The sequence below is a fragment of the Bradyrhizobium sp. genome (assembly GCF_019242285.1).
In the GTDB taxonomy this organism is placed as follows: domain Bacteria; phylum Pseudomonadota; class Alphaproteobacteria; order Rhizobiales; family Xanthobacteraceae; genus Bradyrhizobium.
This window is the reverse complement of sequence record NZ_JAFAVV010000432.1, coordinates 1-22,704: the sequence shown is the minus strand read 5'-3', so window position 1 is coordinate 22,704 and position 22,704 is coordinate 1. Positions and strand designations below refer to the sequence as shown.

Here is a 22,704-nt window from a genome sequence, read left to right as displayed (position 1 = left end):
GCCGCAAGTGCGAGCAAAATCGGGACGGCGCCGCCAGTCCCTGATCATAAGGGAGGAGAGATGATGCGTGGGTTCACGACGTTTCTGTTGGCGACCGTGGTCGCCGGTTGGGCTGGCGCCGCTTCGGCGCAATCGACCCTGCGGATCGGTCTCGCCGAGGATCCCGATGTCCTCGATCCGACGCTCGCCCGCTCCTATGTCGGCCGCATCGTCTTCGCTGGCCTCTGCGACAAGCTTTTCGACATCTCGTCCGACCTCAAGATCGTGCCGCAGCTCGCAGAGGCATGGGAGTGGGCCGCGGACGGCAAGTCGATCACCTTCACACTGCGCAAGAACGTCAAGTTCCACGATGGCACCGCGTTCGATGCGGCGGCGGTCAAGTTCAATATCGAGCGCATGAAGACGATGCCGGATTCCAAGCGCAAGGCTGAACTGGCGCCGATCGCGAGCGTCGAAGCGCTTGCGGCGGACAAGGTGAAGTTCAACCTGTCGGAGCCGTTCGTCCCGTTGCTTGCCAATCTCAGCGATCGCGCCGGCATGATGGTATCGCCCAAGGCTGCCACCGAAAAAACCCGCGAATTCGCAGCCGCGCCGGTCTGCGCCGGTCCATATCAGTTTGTCGAGCGCAAGTCGCGCGACCTAATTCGCGTCAGGAAATACCCTGGCTACTGGAACGCGGGAGGGGTCGGCTATGACGAGGTCGTTTATTACTACGTGCCTGACTCGACCGTGCGGTTGTCGCGGGTACGGGCGGGCGATCTCGACCTCGCGGAGCGCATCGCGCCGACCGATCTCAAGACCGTGCGCGACGACCCCAACCTCGCCCTGCATTCCGGCCAGGGACTTGCCGTCTCGCATCTGATGTTCAATGTCGGTGCGGGCGCGAAGGCCGATACGCCACTCGGCAAGAACGCGACGCTGCGCCAGGCCTTTGAGCTGGCGATCGATCGCAATGTCATCAATCGCGTTGCCTTCAACGGCGAGTTCCTGGCGGACAACCAGATGATCCCGCCTTCGTCTCCGTTCTACGACAGCGCGCGCAAGGCGCCGGCACGCGACGTTGCCAAGGCCAAGGCGATGATTGCCGCCGCCGGGATGACCCGCGTTCCGATTGAAATCCAGTACGAGAATACGGCCGGCGATTCCCGGGTCGCACAGATCATCCAGTCGATGGCGGGCGAAGCCGGCTTCGACGTCAAGCTGCTGCCCATGGAAACGACCACCGCCATCGAGCGCTACATGAACGGCAATTTCGAAGCCTATATCGCCAACTGGAGCGGCCGCGCTGACCCGGACCCGACGCTGGTCGCGTTCTTCAGTTGCGCGGGGTCCCAGAACGTCAACAAATACTGCAACAAGGATCTCGATGCGATCCTCAATCAGGCCCGGGGCGAGGCCGACGAAGCCAGGCGCAAGGCACTCTATGCCAAGGCCACGGACATTTACCTGACGGCGCTCTCGTCGATCCCCCTCCATCATCCGAACTGGTTCTTTGCGGCCCGCAAATCGGTCGGCGGCATCGTCATGGTGCCGGACGGTCTCTTGCGTCTGATCGGTGTCAGGCCGGTGAATTGACGCGCAACGCCTCCGCACATGCCGCGCGCTTGCCCAAGTGAGGATCGGTCAGCCCGATGAAGACCCTGCTTCTACGCCGGCTCGCCGTCCTGCTGCCGACCTTGTTGCTGGTGTCGATGATGGTGTTCGGTCTGCAGAAGCTGCTGCCGGGCGATCCGGCGCTGGCGCTGGCCGGGGAAGAGCGCAATCCCGAAGTCGTCGCGTATCTTCGGCAGAAGTACCGCTTCAATGATCCGATCCCGGTGCAATATGCCGTCTGGCTGAAAGCCCTGGTGCACGGTGACTTCGGCACTTCAGTCCGCACCCGACTGCCGATCGGCACCATGCTGGTGGAAAAATTGCCGGTGACCATTGAGCTTGCGATCCTGTCGATGCTGGTGGCGCTGCTTGTCGGGTTGCCGATCGGAATCCTCGCGGCGCTGGGACGCGGGACGCCGCTCGACTATGGTGCCAGTCTGTTCGGGCTCGCCGGGCTGTCGATTCCGCATTTCTGGCTGGGGATCATGCTGATCCTTCTGTTCTCGGTGAACCTCGGCTGGCTGCCGGCCGGAGGTTTTGTTCCGCCGTTAGAAAGCATCGGACGCAACCTGATTTCGATGCTGATGCCCGCTTTGGTGCTCGGCACGGGCACCGCTGCGATCGTGATGCGCCATGTCCGCGGCGCGATGATCGAGGCGATGAAGCAGGACTACGTGCGCACCGCCCGCGCGAAGGGCGTCCGCGAACGCACCATCGTGCTGCGCCATGCGCTGCCGAACGCGCTGATCCCGGTGGTCACGCTGGGCACGTTGCAATTCGGCGAATTGCTGGCCGGTGCGGTATTGACCGAGCAGGTCTTTTCCATTCCCGGTTTCGGCAAGATGGTCGTCGACGGCGTGTTCAGCCGCGACTATGCCGTGGTTCAGGCGGTCGTGCTCTGCACGGCGGCCGTATTCCTGCTGATGAGCCTGATTGCCGACGTGGCCTATGTGCTGCTCAATCCGAGGCTCAGGTCGTGAGCACGATCGAGGCGGCGCCGGCTCCAGCTCGGATGCGCGCAGGCGGACGTTCGGAGATTCGCCGCCTGCTGCGCGAGCCGTCAGCGATGATCGGCGGCACGATCATTCTGTTCTTCATCGCGCTGGCGGTGTTTGCATCATGGATCGCGCCCTACGATCCGAATGTGCCGGACTGGATGGCGATTCGTGCCGCCCCCGATGCAGCACATTGGTTTGGCACGGATGATCTCGGCCGTGATGTGCTGTCGCGCGTCATCTTCGGAACACGGGCATCGCTCGCGGCCGGCATGGTCTCCGTGACAGTTGCGGTGCTGATCGGCCTTCCGTTCGGTCTCATCGCCGGTCATTTTGGCGGCGCCGCCGACATGGTGATCTCGCGCCTCGCGGATGCCCTGCTCGCCTGCCCGTTTCTCGTGCTCGCGATTGCGCTGGCCGCGTTCCTGGGTCCGAGCCTGCAGAATGCGATGATCGCAATCGGCATTTCGGCCGTTCCGGTCTTCGTCCGCGTTGCGCGTGCCGAGACACTGGTTGTCGGCACGGAGGACTACATCGCGGCAGCCCGCTCTCAAGGGCTTGGCCATTTCGCCATCCTGACCGGGCAAGTGCTGCCGAATGTGCTTGCACCGGCGATCGTCCAGGCGACCCTTACGATGGCGATCGCAGTCTTGGCCGAGGCGAGTCTTGCCTTTCTGGGTCTTGGTCAGTTGCCTCCGGCGCCGTCCTGGGGCGCCATGCTCGACGTCGCCAGGCAGTTCCTTGGCGAGGCGCCATGGATGGCATTCTGGCCCGGTCTCGCAATCATCGCCCTTGTAATCGGCTTCAACCTTCTCGGTGACGGCCTGAATAGTGCGCTGAGTCCGAGGCACTAGATGCGGACGCATTGAGTTCCGAGGCGATAGACCGGCCCAAGGTTGTCACCCACGTCTCAGATACGATCTGTCACCCAAGTGTCCGGGCTGAACATGAAATTCTGGTAGCGGGGGGCGTTTCCATCAAAGACCTCCCGGCAAATCTCTGCCGTTTTCGGCGCGAATTAGCGGGCGTTCGCCTTCGGTTCGCCAAATGGGCTAGCCAACGCAGGGAAGCTCCCCCGCGAAACGGATGAGTGAACCTGACGCGCGGTGCGCCGCCATGGCCTTGCGAGCATCTGGAGGCGTGAGCCGCCCACCGAATTGAACCTGACGAATAAATCGGAATCATCGGAATCAAAAGGCTGCAGGGCAACAATCCACCCTGCAGCCGAACCGGCAAGTGATAAAAATCGGTGATGCAAATTGCCCCGGTGCTTTACCGATAAAGCACATCTTCGTGCATTTGAAGTCCGTGAGACTACGGGCGATGAGCGCCGCATTCTCATGCATCCAGAAGGATTGGCGCAGAGGCGGGCTAGCAGCTTCAGCCGGCGGCAAGTCAGCCAAGAAATAGATCGACGGGTCATCAAACGGGAGCGCCCTCGATCCGAGGATTGAGGTTCCATGCTACAATGCAACCGTCAGTCGGCGGAAGATTGCGAGCCGAATGACACATCGCGCTTGAACAGATGGAGGAGATCCGCCGCCTCGGTGGCGGTCCGTTCGGCTCCGCCTATGTCCAAGGCGATCCTGCCGCGATCGAGCATCAGGGTGCGATCGCCATAGCATAGCGCGTCAGCCATTGAATGGGTGACCATGATAACCGTGAGCGACAGTGCGGCAGCGATCGTCTGCGCGAGATCGTTGACCCGTTTACCTATCTCAGGATCGAGTGCGGAAGCCGGCTCATCGAGCAGCAGCACGGATGCTTCTGACGATGTTGCCATGAGCAGGCTCAGCGCCTGGCGCTGGCCTCCCGACAGTTGCCCCACCTTGTCGTCGAGACGATTCTCCAGATCGAGTTTCAGGGTCCGCAGGCGCCGTGCGGTCTCTTTGCGCAGATTCCGGTCGACGGCGAAGCGGAGTCCACGCGGCACGGTGCGGTTGCGTGCAACGGCGAAGTTCTCGAGAATCGTCAGGTTCTCGCAGGTGCCAACCTTCGGATCCTGGAATACCCGCGAAACCAGCTTGGCACGAGCATGGACCGGCCATCCCGTGACATCCCGGCCGGCCACGGCGATGGTGCCGCGGTTGGGCTGGATGGTGCCAGCAATGAGGTTCAGAATCGTTGATTTGCCGGATCCGTTCGCTCCAATGAGAGTGACGAACTGCCCTTTCGGCATCCTCAGGCAGACGTCCTGCAGAGCCCGCCGTTCAAGCGGCGTTCCCGCATCGAAGATCACGTCGATATTATCGAGCTGGATCACGACGTGGCGTTCCCAGTCGTCCTCCGTTTGCGCACCGGGCGAGACTGCCAGATCAGAGTAGATGCGACCAGAACGGCGGTGACCAGCTGGACATCGGAGGCGTGCAAGCCGAGAGCATCAATGTTGAGCGCAAGCGCCACCGCCAGGCGGTAGATCAACGCCCCCACGACGCACGCAAACGTCGCCTGAAACACCGACCGTACGGGCAGGATGGCCATGCCGACGATCACCGACGCCAGGCCGACGATGACGACGCCGATGCCCATGTAGATATCGGCCGCACCGAACAATTGCGCGAACAAGGCGCCCGCCACCGCCGTCAGCGCGTTCGCGAGACCAATGCCGATCAGCTTCATTCGGCCGACATCGATGCCGTTGGCGGCAGCCATTGCCGGATTTGAACCAGCCGCGCGCACCGAAATTCCGATCCCGGTTGCGAGAAAAAGATCGAGGCCAATTTTGGCGATCACGGTGAACAGGCCGAGGATGAGAAGACTACTCACATCCGACGGCAAGTGGAACCGGCCGAAGGCACTGAAGACGGTATCTACGCCGAGCAGCGGCCTGTTCGGGCCTCCCATGATGCGCAGATTGATCGAGTAGAGTGCAATTGAGACAAGAATGCCGCTGAGAATGTGGAGGATATTGTATCGCACGTTGAGAAAGGCGGTCACGAACCCTGCCACGAGCCCAGCCGGTGCGGCCGCAAGGGTGGCGGCCCAAGGATTCCATCCGAACGACCCGATCAGCATGGCGGTCACGGCAGCGCCAAGCGGAAAGCTTCCTTCGACGGTGAGATCGGGAAAATCGAGAACACGAAAACTCAGGAAGGCTCCGATGGCGACTAGCCCGAAGATGAGGCCGACCTGGGAAGCGCCGATCAGTTCGTAGATGGTCATCGCACTCCACCGTCGAAAGACTGGCCGGCGTCGTCATCCGGCCAAGCTCTCGCGTGCCACCAGTATCAGCCGAATCCGGATATCCCGCCATGCCGGCAACCCGGCAAGCCCGTCATTCGATCACCTTGGTGGCCCGTTTGACCAGCTCTTCTGGCAACGCGACGCCCATCGCTGCAGCCGACTGCTTGTTGAGGAAGACGTCGAAATTCGGCAACTTCTCGGCTGCAATCACCGAGTCGATGTCGCCCGGCCTGGTCCCGGCCAAGACGGCAGCCGCCATATGCCCGCCGAGCCGGCCCACTTGCGTGTAATTGAGGCCGATCGAGGCCAGGGCGCCGCGTTCGACGCCGCGGGTCTCGCCGGTGAAAATCGGGGTGCTGGTTTCCTGACCGATCTTGACGATCGATTCAAGCGAGCCGACCACGGTCGTATCGTTGGGGATGTAGATCGCGTCGACCTTGCCGACCAGCTTGCGGGTGGCCGGAACGACCTCATTGGGTGTCGGTGCGGCCGATTCTTCGATCTCGATGTCGAGGGGCGCCGCCTGCTCCTTGATCCAGCCGAGCGTAGCAATCGAACTGTCAAGACCGGGATTATAGACGAAACCGAGTCGATGGAGCTTCGGGGTGATTTCACGGAACAGCTTGAGCTGCTGCGCAATTGGCGGCGCGTCCGACACGCCGGTTACATTGCCACCGGGCCTGGCGTAGTGCGCGATCAGCTTGGCCCTGACGGGGTCGATGACGGTGACAAAGACGAGCGGAATATCCTTCGTCGCCGCCGCCATGGCCTGCGAGGTCGCGGTCGTGATGGAGATGATAACGTCTGGACGATCGGCAACAAACTTTCTTGCAATCTGCTGTTGTGTCGGCAGGTTGCCGTTCGCCGTCTGGTAATCTACGCTCAGTGTCTTCCCCTCGACGAAACCTTGTTCGGCAAGTCCGTCGAGGATACCCTGCTTGGTTTCGAGCAGTTGTGGCACCTCCACAATCATCGAGATGGCAACTCTCTTCATTTCCTCTGCCTGGCAAGTTGCCATCGTGGTGAGGAATAGAAGAGAACCAACTGATCCAAGCAGAGATTTACGCATGATGCACCGGGGCAACGACGCTGCAGCTTATCGGAGTTCCTGCATTGGTTCAATCTATGATACTTCTTTGAGCGCGAAACACCTGTAAATTCCCGCGAGCGCATGCGAGCCGTCCATTCGCGAGCCCCGGACCTGCTATGGTTGGATGGCGGTTGCTCCTGGCGGCCAGCCGTTAATCCACGAAACGACCATGATCGATGCAAATTTCCGCCTGGAGAGATGACTGTGCCAACGATGCGCTGCTGGCATTCCCGCGAACCTGGCCTCGCTGGTCTGGTGCACGATCATGTTTCCCGGCCCGAACCCGGCTCGGGAGAAGCCCTGGTTCGCGTCGAGGCGGCTGCTCTCAATTTCTCCGACCTGCTCATGATCGAGGACGGCTACCAGGTGCGGCCCCCTCGACCGTTCATTCCTGGGCAGGAGATCGCCGGCACCGTCGTCTCAACGGGTCCCGCCACCGGTCTCGCGGTCGGCGAGCGGGTGATGAGCAAGGTCCCATGGGGCGGCTTCTCCGAATACAGCGTCGTGCGTGCCGACATGGCGATGCCAATCCCGGCCGAATTCTCCGTCGCGAGCGCTGCGGCGCTGCCGGTCGTCTACACGACGACCCTGGTCGCACTGACGGAAATTACGACGGTCATGAGCGGCGAAACCGTGCTGGTGCTTGCGGCGGCCGGGGGTATCGGGTTGGCCACCGTACAGATCGCCCATCACCTCGGGGCGCATGTCATCGCAGCCGCCGGCGGCGAGGCCAAGTGCCGGTTGGCGCGCGAACATGGCGCACATCATTGCGTCGATTACGGTCTTGGGGGATGGGTCGAGGAGACCAGGGAGCTGACGGCAGATCGCGGCGTCGATGTCATCGTCGACCCCGTCGGGGGCAAGTTCACGGGTGAGGCGATGCGGCTGCTCGGCTGGGGCGGCCGATTGCTCTTGGTCGGATTCAGTTCGGGCGAAATACCCCGCATTGCGGCCAACCGCCTGCTGCTGCGCCGCGCATCCGCGCTCGGCGTCTATTGGAGCCACGATCGTGACAGCGCGATGCTGCGGCGCACTGCGCGGCGGATGGATGAGCTGTTGCGCGCAGCCGTCATACGTCCGCATCTCGGCGCTATCTGCGAATTCGACGAACTGCCGGACGCTCTTCTGGCCCTACGACGGCGAGAGACGACCGGCAAGATCGTCCTGGCGGTACAGGGGAGCGCGATTCCATGAATCCATCACGGCAACTGCCCTTGGAAGGCATCCGCGTCCTCGATTTCACACGTGTGATGTCCGGTCCGTTCTGCACCGCGATGCTGGCGGATCTCGGTGCTGACGTAATCAAGATCGAAATGCCGGGATTCGGCGAAGAGGGGCGGCACTTTGCACCTCATGTGAAGGGAGAGAGTACCTATTTCGCGCTGCTCAACCGCGGCAAACGCAGCGTCACCATCAATCTCAAGACTGCAGCAGGAGCGGGCCTGCTGCGTCGACTGGCGCAGAGGTCCGACGTCCTGGTCGAGAACTACCGCCCCGGCGTGATGGCTCGAGCCGGGCTCGACTACGAGCCCCTTCGGAAGGAAAACCCGCGGCTGGTCTATGCCTCGATTTCCGGCTTCGGACAGTCCGGACCGTTTGCCGGCCGGCCTGCCTTCGATCTCGTAATTCAGGCGATGAGCGGCCTCATGAGCGTCACCGGAGAACGCGGAGGACGTGCCACCGCAGTCGGCGAAAGCATCGCCGACGTCGCGACGGGCATGTTCGCCGCCTGGGGTATCACGGCGGCGCTGTTCGATCGAGAACGCACCGGATCAGGGCGACATCTGGATGTCGCCATGCTCGACTCGGTCTTCGCCATGCTGCTGACCAGCCTGGCACGACGATTGTTCACCGACCAACAGCCCGCACGGGTCGGCAACCGCCATCCAGAGACCTATCCCGTTGACAGTTTCACCACCCGTGACGGCGACGTCGTGGTCGTAGGCTATTCGGATTCCGTGTTCGGCGACATCGCAAATGCAATTGGTCAGCCGCAGCTTGCCGATGATCCTCGTTTCAAGACCAATCGCGCGCGCAGCATGCACGAAGACGAGTTGCGCGCTCTGATCGCGGTCTGGGCCGGAAAGCTTTCGCAGGCGGAGGTGCTCGATCGATTCAGGCAGGCCGAAGTTCCGGCGGCGCCGGTGTGGTCCTTAAACGAACTTCTTGACAGTGGTCATTTGCAGGCAAGAGGCATGATCCAGAGGGGAACGAACTCCGTGCTGGGCGAAATATGCCTGGTTCCTCAGCCCGTTCAGTTCTCAGAATCGGGGCGGCGTTCCGCAATGCGGACCCCGACACTTGGAGAGGATACCGACGACATCTTGCGCTCGGAACTCGGGCTGAGCGATACGGAGATCGCAGCGTTGCGCGCCGACAAAGCCATCTGAACACAAAGCGCGTCGACCCGAGCCGAAGCATCTCGTCCGGCGCGGGTTTGCTGCGTAGCGCTCCCACGACCTCTCTTGACCAAGACTTCTTGGCCAAGGCAGTCATGGAAGCGCCAATCACGGCCACGACCGTCCGGCTTGCCTCAGATTTGTGCAACGGCTATCGCTTTTGAAGATCCTTGGGTAAGGCGTCGCTGCTTGACCTTGCCATGCCGTTGGGGGCGGTCTCCATGTTCGTAACGCCAACTCCCTGCTTCGGCATGTTGAGTGCGATCCACTGTTCGGCCGCTTTGAATCGCTGCAATCCGGGGATCTTGGCGTCGATAAAGGTCTCGCGCCATTTGGGATGACGCGGCGGCTTCTGCAGTTCGCCCATCTTGCTGAACAGCGCGTTCACGAACTTTGCCACTCTGGCGTATCTGTCGCTGCCCTCCGGCCAGTTGTAGACGAACAGCGAGATCGACGTTGCCACTGTGGGGACCGATTCACCGGAAGCGAGCAACTTCGGATATTCCGAGCTACTCAACGTGGAGGGGAAATAAAGGTCGGTGAACCTGCGATCGAATGGAACCGGGACAAGATGGAGGTTTCCGTTCTCATTCTTGACGTTGCTGATGAGGGGGGCGACCTTGGCGATGTCGCCAGCCCAGGCATCGCCCTCCCCGTCGATTACTTTCTGCAAACCACCGGCGATATCGGTCCTGTCGTCGATGTCGGCCTTGATGTTCAGTCGGTCCAGAACGTTCCGCAGGGTATAATAGCCGAAATTGCGTTCGGCGTAGATCTTCTTTCCCGCCAGATCGAAGACCGACTTGATTTCCTTCCTGGCGACGATGTGAAGCTCGATGTTGAACACCTTGCAAATGTAGCGGATGCGATCGCCGATCTGCGGGACTGAATATTCGGTCTTGATGAATTCCACCGCATCTGCGGTCGCAAATCCCATGTCAACCTTGGTCAGCCGCAGAACGTCGATCATGTTCTGCAAGGCGCCTTTGCCGAGAATGGGGAGCACGCGCAAGGTCTCACCATCATCAAGCACGCTTGCCATGTCGGAGCCCATGGTGGATACGGCACCACCTATCGGAGCCGTCATGATCGTCACCGTGCCGGCATTGAGTTTGTCGCGATCAGGCAAAGTGCGGAGAGCCAGGAGACGGGGCTTGGCGAGGTGCGCAATTCTGTTGTGCTCCGGAGCCGATTCACCATCGGCCGGATGCCCCACCGCGCGATCGGTTTCGTTGCTCTGGCCTCCGGGGAGGGATGGCAGTGCGCGTTGTTGCGCTGATGCGGCAGCGCTCACCAAAAGCGTCACCGCAACGACGGCGACTCCGCGAATGACGTCATGCATCGGTAGGTCCCCCCTGATGACCGGCTCGGATGTTTGCCATATCCGTTCATTGCTGCAGCTCGGCGAGTCTCGCGAGACGGTCCTCCGCCATTGACACGCCGCGATCTCTTGCCTTCTCGTACCAGCTCCGCGCCAAAGCGATGTCGTGCGGGACCGTCTTTCGCCTCAATATCGCGGGATCGTAGGTTTCCGCGAGCGCGAAGGCGGCCGCGGCGCTTCCTGCTTCTGCAGCTTGCTCGAACATCAGCCGCGCGGCCGAAATGTCGCCGTCAGACATCAGTTTCGTTCCGTTTCGCATCAGCAGCGCCGGCTCCGGTTTCTCGATGACGTCGAGACGTGTGACGGTGGGAATTTCAGCCGCCCCCGTTGCGGGGCCGCGCGCCACATCAGACCCATTCGGGCGCGCAGGAGCAGGCACCGGGGAGGTGGATGGCAAGGATTGTCCTGATTTCTGGTTTTCGTCCTTTGCGGCCGCAGCAGCCGGGGGCACCATCGCGAGGTGTTGCGGTTCAATCTGGACTTGCCCCGTTGCCTCTAGGGGTTTTGCGGGCGCAGTGGCGATTTTGGCGGCTCTGGCATCGGCCGCCGCGGCGGATGCCACCGCAGTTTGCGTCGTCGGCTTCCAGGTCAACTGCCAGCCGCTGGCGATAATGACGGCGCCGTCGTTGTCGAGCAATTCGGCCGTGAGGTTCATGTCACCGACGAAGCCCGCGGGCGGAATGATTCTTGTCTCCGCAATTTCTCTCGCATCGATCCGCCACTCGGTGCGGTGGATCGGAACTCCCGCCGTCAAGGATGCGTTGGCAGGAACTCCCTTTACCACGACATTTCGATCCGGAATCGATTCGCTGATACGGACGCCGAGCTGCAGCGCTTCGTTCATCAAGCCGCTTCGATTGCTGACTGTAAGAAGCGGACCGCGTGGATTATCGGCCGGCCCGTACAGCGCGGTCTCAAGCGCCGACCAGAGATCCTTTCCTTGAACGCTCTGCGACGGCGGTTGCAGAGCGAAATACGATAGTCCACCGAAAATAGCGAAACCGACCGATAGTTTGAACGCCGCCATCGAGCGCTGGCGACGCCGCAGCCGAGGAGGTACCTGCTCAGCCTCGCGCTCGGCGCGCATCGCGTCGATGATCGCCTGGGCGAACGCGTCCCGCGGCTTCCCGGCCCCAGCGGATGCGAAGGTCTTCCGATCGTCGTCAGGTGCGGCGAACGGGTGGGGATTTGGTTCCGAGCCGACCGCGGAGGAATAAGGCTTACGCAACTCCAAGTTGGCATGACGCAACCCCGGCGGTGCAAAACGAGTTGGATCATCGGGATCGGGGGATCGCTCGGGCTCGCTCATGCCAACACCCACTTCTCCCTCGATGCATTAGCCTGCAAATCAAGGCTGTGACGTCGGGGGACAAGAACATCCTGCAGCCGATCAGGGCTCAGTTGCTCTTGGCAGAACACCCGGTAAGGTTGCGCGATGAATCGGCTCAAAGTTTGCCAAAAATGAGTGTTTACAGAGGTGAAGAGAAGCAACTCGAGATGATAGATTTCAGTCAATCAAACTTAGGCGAGAAACTTGCAGCGGATCTCCAAGTGGCCGCCATTTGATTCAAATAGGCCTGCGAACTCACCAAGCGGTCCAAATGATTCTTTCGGATCGAGGCCGAGGGCATACTCTGACCGAACAGGCATCTCAGGAAGGATTGTCCGATGTCCCAAACTGAACCTCAGTCGAATGATCCCCGTTTCGATCCCGAGCGTGTCGTTCGCGCGCCGCACGGTCCTCAAAGAACTTGCAAGAGCTGGCAGAGCGAGGCCGCATATCGGATGATCCAGAACAATCTGGATGCGGAGGTCGCAGAGAATCCTCGGCATCTCGTGGTCTACGGCGGGATCGGGCGCGCAGCACGCGACTGGCAGTGCTTCGATGCAATCCTCGCAGCGCTGAGGTCGCTCGATGATGACGACACACTGCTGATCCAGTCGGGCAAGCCGGTTGGGGTCTTCAGGACACATTCGGACGCGCCCCGCGTGCTGATCGCAAATTCGAATCTGGTAGCGAAATGGGCACACTGGGAGCACTTCAACGAACTCGACCGCAAGGGACTCATGATGTTCGGCCAGATGACGGCGGGCAGCTGGATCTACATCGGTAGTCAGGGCATCATTCAAGGGACCTACGAGACGCTTGCCGAAGCCGGCCGCCAGCATTTCGGCGGTACTCTCGCGGGACGCTGGCTCCTGACCGCCGGGCTTGGTGGCATGGGTGGCGCGCAGCCGCTGGCGGCGGCTTTGGCCGGGGCCTGCTCGCTCACCGTCGAATGCCAGCAGTCGAGTATCGATTTCCGCCTGCGGACGCGATATCTCGATCGGCAGGCGACCAGCGTCGACGAGGCGCTAGCGCTCGTGCGGCACTTCTGTCAACGCAAAGAAGCCGTCTCAATAGCCGTGCTGGGCAACGCTGCCGAAATCTTCCCCGAAATCGCCCGGCGCGCGAACAGCGGCGAGGACGTCCGGCCTGATCTTGTCACGGACCAGACCTCGGCGCACGACCTGATCCACGGTTATCTGCCGATCGGCTGGACGGTCGAGCAATGGAAGATCGCTCAGCGGTTACCCGACGAGCACCCGCGCCTGAAGGCCGAGGCCGCCAAATCCTGTGCCGCGCAAGTTGGTGCAATGCTCGACTTCCTCAGGCTCGGGGCTCCCGTTTTTGACTACGGCAACAACATCCGCCAGGTCGCGCTCGACCAGGGCATCACGAACGCTTTCGAGTTTCCGGGTTTTGTGACCGCTTATGTGCGCCCGCTGTTCTGCCGGGGCAAAGGGCCGTTTCGCTGGGTCGCGCTGTCGGGGGATCCGGAAGATATCCATAAGACCGATGCGAAAGTGAAGGAGCTCTTGCCGGAGAACCACCATATTCACCGCTGGCTCGACCTGGCGCGAGAACGAATTGCCTTTCAGGGATTGCCCGCTCGCATCTGCTGGCTGGGCCTCGGTGAGCGTCATCGCGTAGGACTTGCGTTCAATGAGATGGTGCGCTCTGGTGAACTGAAGGCGCCCATCGTGATCGGCCGGGATCATTTCGACGCTGGCTCGGTCGCCAGTCCCAACCGGGAAACCGAGGGGATGAGGGACGGCAGCGACGCGGTGTCCGACTGGCCCCTTCTCAATGCCATGCTGAGTACGGCAGGAGGCGCGACCTGGGTCGCCCTGCATCACGGCGGCGGCGTCGGCATGGGCTATTCGCAGCATGCCGGTCTCGTCATTGTCGCCGACGGCACGGACGCCGCAGCGAGACGCTTGGAACGAGTCCTCTTCAACGACAGCGGCGCGGGTGTCATGCGTATGGCAGATGCTGGCTATGAAGATGCCATCCGATGCGCCCAGGAGCAGGGCGTTCGCATGCCGATGTTGAAGTAAAGCGACTTCTGTTACTGATCTGCGAGCTGGCGAGCATGACCGTCCTGAGCAGTTGTTATTTGACGGCGAAGCGGACCTCGCGCGGCACGGAACGGCTGGAAGGATGGCGGCCGAGCTTATCGTGCAGCTGACCTGACACGGGCTCGTTGCCAGACAACGAGCGGAAGAAGTTTCAGTGAAACAGCCCGCCAATCAAACTGCCGTAGGAAGGTATAAAGTTTGCCTGCACGCCGCACGTGCTCAGGAGCAGTATCGCATGAGACCAGACGACGGCCAGCATAACGATCGATCCGAGGTAGACCAGGACCATGACGACATGAGGAACCTCTCCCGTGATCATCAGCGCGCTCACCCGCCCGAGTGAGACCATAGCCCACGGAAGTATGATCGCGATCGGAATGAACGAATTGCTGGCCGAGATAGTGCCGAGCCAAAACAAGAGTGAAATGACGGCAGCGATCGCTCCGATGATTGCCCACCTGTAGATCAGTCCGGTAGAAAAGTTGACCGGGATCATCATCAGCCAATCGTACAGAATGAACGAAAGCGGGCGCTCATACTTCCTCTCACCAACGATCTTGATGCTCTTGCGCACCTCTACAATGGGTCCAAATAGAATTTTCCCAACAAGAAACACCGTCACCGCGGCAAGGGCAGTCTGAACGGAAATGACCCTGGGTGGTCGCATTGAACAGTGGGCCTTGTTGACTTGCTCGGCGGCAATAACGAGTGCGGTATATAAGAGAGGTCCGATACCAGACAGCGAAAACGTATGATCGCGCATAACACGAGACGCACGGTACCCGGACCACGGATTGCCGACGTAGTAGGTCGCGTTCGCTTGAGGGTCTACTCCAACAATGCAGAAGAAAGCGTACAGGAACGGGAAACTTGCAGCGATCAGGAATGCCGACGGCAGTTCCATTGTGAGACAGCGCCCTGACTTGCCGATAGCGACAGGCGCAACCTAAACGGGCTTCTCACTCTTGTCGATCGCTTCCCGTAGTTCCTCCAGCCCCGCGGATGCTCATCCAATTACCTCGATGGCACAGATACTCACTCGCACCCCGCCCATGAACCCAGAAATCTTAGCCTGGTTTCCGCCGGTCAATCGCGAAAAGGAATAGCCAGGTGCAGTTAACTTGTTCAAAGCTTGTCCAGAATTAGGAACGATTTGGACAAGTTTCGAGTGGGTAGTCCGGGAAGGGTGGGGACTAAAAACTCGATGGCTTGGCGAGGCGCGGTAGTCCCGAGCAAAATATTATGAATTTCGAAAAATGCCAAACGAGTGGGTACAGTACTCTCAGTCTCGCCATGGCGGCGCGAGAGCAGACATAACGATCTCGATGCGAAGGGCCGGAGGCGGACACTCCCCGATCAGACGTTTCGCAGAGCCAGACATGCCATAGATCATCCCGCGGCCGGTGCATCCAGGTGTGCGATTATGTATAAGGGAAGTGACTGGAGATCAGGTCCATGGTTGCTTCAGGTCAGGACCGCATAGAACGCCGACTTGCTGCCATATTCGCCGCCGACGTGGCCGGCTACAGCCGACTGACAGCTGCGGACGAAGAGGGCACACACGTCCAGCTTCAAGACCATCTGCGCGCGCTTGTCGATCCTAAGATCGTTGAACATCGTGGCCGGGTGGTCAAGAACACCGGTGACGGGTTGCTGGCTGAGTTTGGCAGCGTAGTGGACGCGTTGCGCTGCGCTCTCGATGTCCAGCACGGGATGGCTAAGCGCAATGCCGAGGTGCCAGATGAGAAGCGCCTCGCGTTTCGGATAGGCATCAATGTCGGTGACATCATCGTCGATCGAGAAGACATTTTCGGTGACAGCGTGAACGTGGCAGCTCGTCTGGAGGGATTGGCGGAACCCGGTGGGATTTGCATTTCCGAAGATGCGCACAGGCAGATTTGCGGCAAATTCGACGTCACTTTCGAGGACGCAGGCGAGCGGCAACTTAAGAACATCGCACGACTGGTGCGGGTCTTCCGCGCCGTTCTTGATGCGGAGTCCAGCAAGCCTATCTCGCAGCCGCACAATACGGCGCTCGCCGTGCGTCGGGCCAATCGGAGCGCGTTCGCCACGGTGACTGGAGCGGCAGTCGTTCTTGTCGCCGTGGCGAGCGGCGCAGCATTCCATGTTTATTTCGACCGCGCGCCTGCCGTTTCGCTGAAGCCGGACCAGGCGGCAAAGCCTTCCGAGCGCTTCTCCATCGTCGTGCTGCCCTTTGCAAACCTGTCTGGCGATGTCAGCCAGGATTACCTGGCAGACGTCATCAGCGACGAATTGACCACCGGCTTCTCGCGGTTTCGAGATAGCTTCGTCATCTCCCGGTCAACGGCTTTCACTTACAAGGGCAGGCCGATGAACTTGCGGCAGATCGGCAAAGACCTTGGTGTGCGCTACGCGCTGGAAGGCGCCGTGCAGCCAAGTAGCGACCGGCTACGTGTGAGTGTCCAGCTCATCGATACCGAGAGCGACGCACATATCTGGACTGACCAATTTGACGAGAACCGGTCCGACCTCTTGCAGATGCAAGATGCCATTGTTACGCGCATCGCGCACGCGATCGGCATGAAAATGATTGCAGAAAGAGCCCGTTTGGCACAATCTCGCGCTGCTAATCCCACAGCGGAAGACCTTGCTTTGCGCTGCTCCGCGGCATTAATGCGCGGGCATACGGCGCTGGAACGCGATTCCGCCTACCGCCTGTGCGAGCAAGCATTGCAGATCGACCCGGAGAATCTTCGCGCAACGTCTCAAGAGTCATTCAAGTTCACCCAGCGCGTCGCCAATTATACGAGTCCCGATCGTCAAGCTGATCTTCGACGCGCGGACGAACTTGCCTCCTTGGCCATCAAGATCGATCCAAACTACGCTCAGGCCCACACGGCCAAAGGCGATGTTCTACTATTGGAAGGGCATTATCGGGAAGCAATTGGTTCTTATCAACACGCTCTGACGTTGCTTCCCAGCAGCATTCAACCTGGGTTGGCGATGGCCTACAATTACGCTGGAGAACCGGAGCAGGCCATCGCTTACGCCGACAAGGCGATGCTGCTCAGTCCGCGCGATCCTGTTTCCAGGTGGCCAACATTGTTTCTGGCCAAGGTTAATGCCTTTGGCATTTTGGAAAATTATGAGGAAGCGCTTGTATGGATCGGGCGAGGTGAAGCTGCCGCTCCCGAGATGCCGCTCTGGGATTTTATGCGTTCTGCGCTGCTTTCTCTAACGGGTAAGGACGACGATGCGCGGGCAGCAATGCAACGCTATTTGGCGGACGACAAAGCCCCTTTCCGGACCATGTCTCAACGGCGGGCTCAATTGGCACCGTTGTCGTCTTACAGTCCACGTTTTCGTAGCTGGGGGCGCAAATTCTCCCAGGCTCTCCTGGCAGCCGGAATGCCGGAGTGAATTGGGCCCAATCACGGCTGCTCGGTGCGATTCAAGAACCCTTCCGCTGCCGACCGGCGATTTTCTGATCGATCGCCGGCTTGAGACAATCAAGGTGCGCCCGGGCCAGCAAAGCTGCATCTGATCCTGCCTGTCTTGCCCCGCGAGTTTCTGTGCCGCAGCTGGCAAGCAAACCGCGGGCTCATTGGCACAGAAGCTAGAGTTGCCGAGTCGGCGTCAATCGGGGCTACCGAGGCGGTCGTCTTTGATTGTGCAAATGCGCCCGTCGCCAGGAAGAGCGAGCTAACCGCGATGATTGACAGCGGCCGAAGCTCATACGCAGCCCTCCCGTTCGTTACCACAGTCAAGAGATCATCCCACTGAATGGGCTCTGAACGGCATTGAACGGGCGGACGTGCGAGCCTCTGGGGGCTAAGCTCGGGAACTTTTCAGATTGGCCGATCTTTATCTTGGACAACTGAAACTGGAGGATCGGTTATGAATGGAGTGATCTATCTGGTGGGCTTGATCGTAGTTGTGCTCGCCGTCTTGACCTTCTTTGGTTTGAGATAAGCGAAAGAATACGATGGGCGGGCAGCATGTTGCGCCGCCCATAGCTCACGAGTGTGCCCCGCCTGCGAGCATCGATCCATCAGACTCTAGCCCGCCTTTCGCTGCCTCAGGCTCTCGTAGAACGCGGTCTCAAAATTGATGTAACCGACGAATGACGCCGGATCGCCGAACGGAAGAATCTGGGTGGCCCAGAACCCGCCGAACCCGCTTCTCCGATCGATCCAGTAGAACAGGTTGGCAAGTCCGGCCCAACCGAGCGCGCCGGCCGGACGTCCCGTAGGCGCCTCTTCGTCGTTGATCATGAAGGTCAGCGCCCAGGATTTCGATTGACCCGGGAAGAATTCCGCGTCGTTGCACAGCGCAGGGATCACACCCGTGATGGGCGTCACCTTGTTGTCGCCCAGATGGTTCCTTTCCGCCATGCGCACGGTCTCGGCCTTCAGCACGCGGCCGTGCTCGCCCGCGCCATCGTTCAGCCACATGCGGATGAAGCGCATGTAATCGCCGATGGTGCCGTAAAGGCCGTGGCCGCCCATGTGCACTTCGGGCTTTGCAGGCAGTTCGAAATCCATCGGCGTGAGCGAGCCATCGGCATTCCGCGCGTGGATCCCGGCCAGTTTTCTTCGCATCGGATCGGTGAGTTCGAACGTCGTGTCCGTCATCCCAAGCGGTTCGAAAATGCGCGCCTTGAACACCTCGCCGAGCCGGCGATCCGTGATGGCCTCGACGATCTGACCGCACCAATCGAGATTGGTCCCGTATTCCCATCGCTCGCCCGGATCGAAAAGCAGCGGCGTCATCAGGCAGGCTCTGGAAGCAGTGATGACACTGGGTTGTGCCTTTTCCTGCGCGAGTCGGTTATAGGTGCGGTTGATGAAATCGTAGCTCAGGCCAGAGGTGTGAACCATCAGCATGCGGGTGGTCACGTCGCGCTTCGGCGCCCGTAGCATCGGCTCGCCCTTTGCGTCGAAACCGTCGATGACCTGGAGCTTGCCGATCTCGGGCGCATAGCGCTTGGCCGGCGCGTCGAGATCAAGCTTGCCCTCCTCGACGAGTTGCAGGACGGCGGTACCGGTGATCGCCTTGGTCGTGGAGAAGATGGCGAAGATGCTATCGGTCGTCATGTCGGCCGGCTGATCAAGACGGCGCTTGCCGGCCGCACCTTCGTAGATGTTGCGATGGCGGTCCGTCACCATCGCAACGACGCCGGGCACGCGCGGAGTGGATGTAACGACACCGTCGAGAACGGCTTCTGCCGCCGCACTGAAATTCGTGCTCATGGTCTTCCTCCCTCTATATCGGAATGGCTTCGTCGACGCGGCGCTTCGCTCAGCGCATGGCAAAACCCTGGTAGTCGTTGGCCGCGACCTCGTCACACTTCTGACGGTAGGCGCCGACGCCACCGCAGTAGGACAGCACGCGGCGCGGCTTGCCTTCGACGTTCGAGCCCAGATACCAGGAATGGGTTTTTGCAATCAGCGTCGCATTGGCGATCTCATCGTGATGGGCCACCCATCCGTCCTCCGCCTCCTTTGTCGGTTCGACGACCTTGAGGCTCTTGCGACACATGTAGGCGATGCAGTCATCGATCCATTCGACCTGCTGCTGCAGGCACGTGGTCATGTTGCAGAGCGCTGCCGAAGGAGCGAGCGGCACCGCGGTCGTGAAAAGATTTGGATAGCCGTGAACCTGCAGGCCCATCGTGGTGCGGATATCCCTGCTCCAGTCATCCTTCAACGACCGCCCGCCCCGGCCCCTGATATCGATCCGCGTAAGCGCACCGGTGCCGGCGTCGAATCCAGTCGCCAGAATGATGATGTCGAGGTCGTGGACCGTGCCGTCGGCGGTCTTGATGCCCGTGGCTGTCACGCAGTCGATCGGATTGTTTTTGACGCCGACGATCTCGACATTGGGACGATGGAAGGCTTCGAGGAAGTTTTGCTCGAGCGGGACCCGGTGCGTCCCGAACCCGTATTCGGAGGGAATGAGCTGCTCGCACAGCTTTGGATCCTTGAGCCGTTCGCGCATCTTCTCGCGCACGAATTCGGAGATTTCGGCATTGACCTCCTGTTCAAAGAACAGCTCCGCAAAGGACGATATCCACAATTTCAGGGAGCCGTCGTTCCAGCAATCCTCGATCACCTCGCGGCGCCGCTCTCGCGTCAGACCGGCCCAGGCGTGCTCGAAGTCGTATTCAAATCCGGTAAAGGTATGCGGCAGCCGCTCCGTGAAAAGTTTGAACTTCGACTTGTAGGCGTCCGCCTCCGCCGCGCTGTATTTGGGATTCTTCATCGGGATGATGTATTGCGGCGTGCGGATGAACACCTTCAGGTGACCAACCTCGCCGGCGATGGTTTGAATGACCTGGATGCCGGTTGCCCCGTTACCGATGACGCCGACGCGCCTGCCAGCGAAGTCGACCGGCTGCTTGGGCCAGCGCGCCGTGTGGAACAGCTGCCCCTTGAACGTCTCCTGGCCCGGGAACGACACGTGAGGGGCCGAGAGCATGCCGCAGCAAGCGACCAGAAACTGGGTGTCGATCACGTCCCCCTTGTCGGTCGTGACTAGCCAGCGCTGCGTTGCCTCGTTGAAATGCGCGCTCTTCACCGTGGTGCCGAACTGGATGTCCTTGCGGAGATCGAGGCGATCGGCCACGTAATTCAGCCAGCGCTCGATTTCCGGCTGGCCGGGGAATTTTTCGCTCCAGCTCCATCCCTTGTAGAGCTCCTCGGAGAAGAGATATTGATAGATGTAGCTTTCCGAATCGAAGCGCGCGCCCGGATAGCGATTCCAGTACCAGGTGCCGCCAACGCCTGACGCCGCGTCGATCGCCAAGACGTTCAAACCCTGCTCGCGCAGGCGGTGCAGCTGATAGAGCCCGGCGACGCCGGCTCCGACAACCACCGCATCGAATTTCGCCGTCGCCTGCGCGCCGTTGCTTCCATTGGACTTGGTCGCGGCTTCCGTCATTTCCTTCCCTCCCAGGTGCCTGCAAGGCGCACGCGGCCTTCCCCACCCGTCGTGTGATCGGATGGTGATGCGTCGCATCAATGTCGGTCCCGGCAGGTCGATCGGCGGCTTCTTGTGGCCCACGGCTCTTGCGCCGCTCTTTCCGATCTTGCTCGAGACGCGAGAGAGGCTACGAGGGAGCCGGTGTTCCGGGCTTGAACAAAACCGACAATCCTTTGAACGGAGCAGCAAGCGCTCGCCGCATCACTGAGATCCGGCAGAGTTCGCTTGGCAAATGGCAAAAGCGGCTTATTCTGCGGGACTGCCGTTCGGTCAACGAGAAGAAGCGGTCAACCGCGCCAAGAGTTGCACGGAGGAGACTGCGCGATGGGCCAATTCATCACAGTCGAGGAGCTGCCACGCTATGCCCCCGGCGAACTGAAGTTGGACAGTCTTGCGGTGGGAAAGGCCGATTTCCGGCTGCGGGTGTTCCGCTATGCGCCGTCCGATATCTGGGTCCCCCCGTCCGAGAATTTTCTGATCGTCGTTTACCGGGAGGGTACGACGTCGATGAACCGCCGCGTCACCGGGGCGTGGAAGCAGGATCATGTCGGCCGCGGCGTCACCACGCTACTGACCCGTGCGGAAGCCTCGAACTGGCGATGGAGCCATGACATCGAGGTCAGCCATTTCTACATCTCGCCGACCCTTATGGCGAAGACTGCGAGCGAGGCCTTCGATCGCGACGCGGAGGCCGTCGAGCTGCACGACCTGCTCAAAATCGACGATCCGGTCCTGACCTGGATCAGCGATCAAATGGTTCAGGAGGTTGCCGCAGAAGGTCCGGGTGGCCGCCTCTGCTACGATGCGCTGGCGCTTCAGGCCAGCGTGCACATCTTGCGAAAGTATGCCTCCGTGCGTTTCAAAATGCCCTGCTCGCAGGGACGTTTCAGGCCGGCCCATGCAAGATTGATCGAGGACTATATCGAACAGAATATTTCCAGAAACATCACGCTCGACGAATTGGCCAATATCTGCAACTGCACGCCGGTTCAGTTTGCGCGCAAATTCCATGTGCATTACGGCATGCGGCCGCATGCCTACGTCTTGAATCGCAAGGTGGAACGCGCCTGCCAGCATCTTCGCAAGGATCGCCTGGCACTGAAGGAAATCGCGTTGCTGAGCGGGTTTTCCGATCAGAGCCACCTTAACCGGGTTTTTCGCCGACACATGAACCTCACGCCGGCCGAGTATCGCAAGCAATCAGCATGAGCCAGGCCTGAACGAGAGGACGTCGCAGGGAAGCGAATACTAGGAATGCTTCCGCCGTTAGCATATTTCGGCCTACTGCCATGATCGCTCCTACCGGTGCAGCTATTGCTGCGGGACGAGTGATTGGCTTGAATGCCGATCAACTGTGCTACGGTGCCAGTCTGGCGACGCAGACCGCATTGGACTCAACGAATGGACGAATGCTGAAACCTCGGAGATTGCGTTCCACTCAGGCTTTGCTGCTCGCAACGGTGTGGACTGCGCCCTTCTCGGAGAACTTGGAGCAAGAGCGGCACCGAGCGTATTGGAAGGCAAGGCGGGATTTCTGGCCGGGTTCGGTGCACACGAACGGGCAAACCGGTTGACCGACAACCTGAGAGACAACTATCGTATTCTCGAAATCGTGCACAAGCCGGCACCAGCCTGCATCTTCGTCCAGTCGCCCACCCAAGTTGCACTTTCGCTCGTCAATCACCCCGGCCTACG

General features: G+C 60.5%; 17 protein-coding genes. 9 read left to right on the top strand and 8 right to left on the bottom strand.

The window, feature by feature from the left end; genetic code table 11:
- The first annotated feature begins 63 nt into the window (after nucleotides 1-63).
- Genes JOY90_RS16995 through JOY90_RS16985 form a run of 3 tightly spaced genes read left to right on the top strand, consistent with a single transcriptional unit; the run spans nucleotide 64 to nucleotide 3,442 of the window.
- Nucleotides 64-1,575, top strand: coding sequence for an ABC transporter substrate-binding protein (locus JOY90_RS16995; protein WP_291692277.1), 1,512 nt, complete (start codon nucleotides 64-66; stop codon nucleotides 1,573-1,575).
- 56 nt (nucleotides 1,576-1,631) lie between these two features.
- Entirely contained in the window at nucleotides 1,632-2,573 is a 942-nt protein-coding gene (locus tag JOY90_RS16990) for an ABC transporter permease (RefSeq protein ID WP_291692276.1), read from the top strand.
- A gap of 32 nt (nucleotides 2,574-2,605) precedes the next feature.
- Entirely contained in the window at nucleotides 2,606-3,442 is an 837-nt protein-coding gene (locus tag JOY90_RS16985) for an ABC transporter permease (RefSeq protein WP_291692278.1), read from the top strand.
- Nucleotides 3,443-4,065: 623 nt separating this feature from the next.
- Here JOY90_RS16985 and JOY90_RS16980 read toward each other — a convergent pair.
- The 3 genes from JOY90_RS16980 to JOY90_RS16970 form a co-directional block, all read right to left on the bottom strand.
- A complete protein-coding gene (locus tag JOY90_RS16980) occupies nucleotides 4,066-4,851 on the bottom strand; it encodes an ABC transporter ATP-binding protein (RefSeq protein WP_291692275.1) in 786 nt (261 codons plus the stop codon).
- Nucleotides 4,848-5,750 carry an ABC transporter permease gene (locus tag JOY90_RS16975; RefSeq protein WP_291692274.1) on the bottom strand — a complete coding sequence of 301 codons (903 nt, stop codon included), beginning with the start codon at nucleotides 5,748-5,750 and terminating at the stop codon, nucleotides 4,848-4,850. The genes JOY90_RS16980 and JOY90_RS16975 overlap by 4 nt, the downstream gene beginning before the upstream one ends.
- A gap of 112 nt (nucleotides 5,751-5,862) precedes the next feature.
- Nucleotides 5,863-6,765, bottom strand: coding sequence for an ABC transporter substrate-binding protein (locus tag JOY90_RS16970; protein WP_291692273.1), 903 nt, complete (start codon nucleotides 6,763-6,765; stop codon nucleotides 5,863-5,865).
- A gap of 351 nt (nucleotides 6,766-7,116) precedes the next feature.
- Between JOY90_RS16970 and JOY90_RS16965 the strand changes: the two genes are divergently transcribed.
- Both JOY90_RS16965 and JOY90_RS16960 read left to right on the top strand, forming a co-directional pair.
- The gene (locus JOY90_RS16965; protein ID WP_291692272.1) at nucleotides 7,117-8,055 is read left to right on the top strand and encodes an NADPH:quinone oxidoreductase family protein; all 939 of its coding nucleotides are present in this window, start codon (nucleotides 7,117-7,119) and stop codon (nucleotides 8,053-8,055) included.
- Nucleotides 8,052-9,251 (top strand): CaiB/BaiF CoA-transferase family protein, encoded by a 1,200-nt coding sequence (locus tag JOY90_RS16960; protein WP_291692271.1) that lies wholly within the window; start codon nucleotides 8,052-8,054, stop codon nucleotides 9,249-9,251. The genes JOY90_RS16965 and JOY90_RS16960 overlap by 4 nt, the downstream gene beginning before the upstream one ends.
- 160 nt (nucleotides 9,252-9,411) lie before the next feature.
- On the opposite strand, the gene JOY90_RS16955 is transcribed toward JOY90_RS16960, so the two are convergent.
- A complete protein-coding gene (locus tag JOY90_RS16955; RefSeq protein ID WP_291692270.1) occupies nucleotides 9,412-10,602 on the bottom strand; it encodes a hypothetical protein in 1,191 nt (396 codons plus the stop codon).
- A gap of 46 nt (nucleotides 10,603-10,648) precedes the next feature.
- Nucleotides 10,649-11,950, bottom strand: a complete 1,302-nt coding sequence (locus JOY90_RS16950) for a hypothetical protein (protein ID WP_291692269.1) — start codon at nucleotides 11,948-11,950, stop codon at nucleotides 10,649-10,651.
- A gap of 359 nt (nucleotides 11,951-12,309) precedes the next feature.
- Between JOY90_RS16950 and hutU the strand changes: the two genes are divergently transcribed.
- Nucleotides 12,310-14,022: a urocanate hydratase gene (gene hutU / locus JOY90_RS16945; protein ID WP_291692268.1), complete on the top strand. Its 1,713-nt coding sequence runs from the start codon at nucleotides 12,310-12,312 to the stop codon at nucleotides 14,020-14,022.
- A 172-nt stretch (nucleotides 14,023-14,194) separates the two neighbouring features.
- Here hutU and JOY90_RS16940 read toward each other — a convergent pair whose 3' ends face one another.
- Nucleotides 14,195-14,947, bottom strand: a complete 753-nt coding sequence (locus JOY90_RS16940; protein ID WP_291692267.1) for a hypothetical protein — start codon at nucleotides 14,945-14,947, stop codon at nucleotides 14,195-14,197.
- 551 nt (nucleotides 14,948-15,498) lie between these two features.
- Between JOY90_RS16940 and JOY90_RS16935 the strand changes: the two genes are divergently transcribed.
- Nucleotides 15,499-17,445, top strand: coding sequence for an adenylate/guanylate cyclase domain-containing protein (locus JOY90_RS16935; protein ID WP_291692266.1), 1,947 nt, complete (start codon nucleotides 15,499-15,501; stop codon nucleotides 17,443-17,445).
- Between the two features lie 638 nt (nucleotides 17,446-18,083).
- Here the strand turns inward: JOY90_RS16935 and JOY90_RS16930 are convergent.
- Complete coding sequence (locus tag JOY90_RS16930; RefSeq protein ID WP_291692265.1) at nucleotides 18,084-19,277, bottom strand: serine hydrolase; 1,194 nt, start codon at nucleotides 19,275-19,277, stop codon at nucleotides 18,084-18,086.
- 49 nt (nucleotides 19,278-19,326) lie between these two features.
- Nucleotides 19,327-20,967: an NAD(P)/FAD-dependent oxidoreductase gene (locus JOY90_RS16925; protein ID WP_291692264.1), complete on the bottom strand. Its 1,641-nt coding sequence runs from the start codon at nucleotides 20,965-20,967 to the stop codon at nucleotides 19,327-19,329.
- 366 nt (nucleotides 20,968-21,333) lie between these two features.
- Here JOY90_RS16925 and JOY90_RS16920 point away from each other — a divergent pair, with 366 nt between their 5' ends.
- Nucleotides 21,334-22,218, top strand: coding sequence for a helix-turn-helix domain-containing protein (locus JOY90_RS16920; protein ID WP_291692263.1), 885 nt, complete (start codon nucleotides 21,334-21,336; stop codon nucleotides 22,216-22,218).
- A 145-nt stretch (nucleotides 22,219-22,363) separates the two neighbouring features.
- Nucleotides 22,364-22,704, top strand: a 341-nt coding sequence (locus JOY90_RS40165) for an MmgE/PrpD family protein (protein WP_367276956.1), incomplete at its 3' end; no start/stop codon positions are given.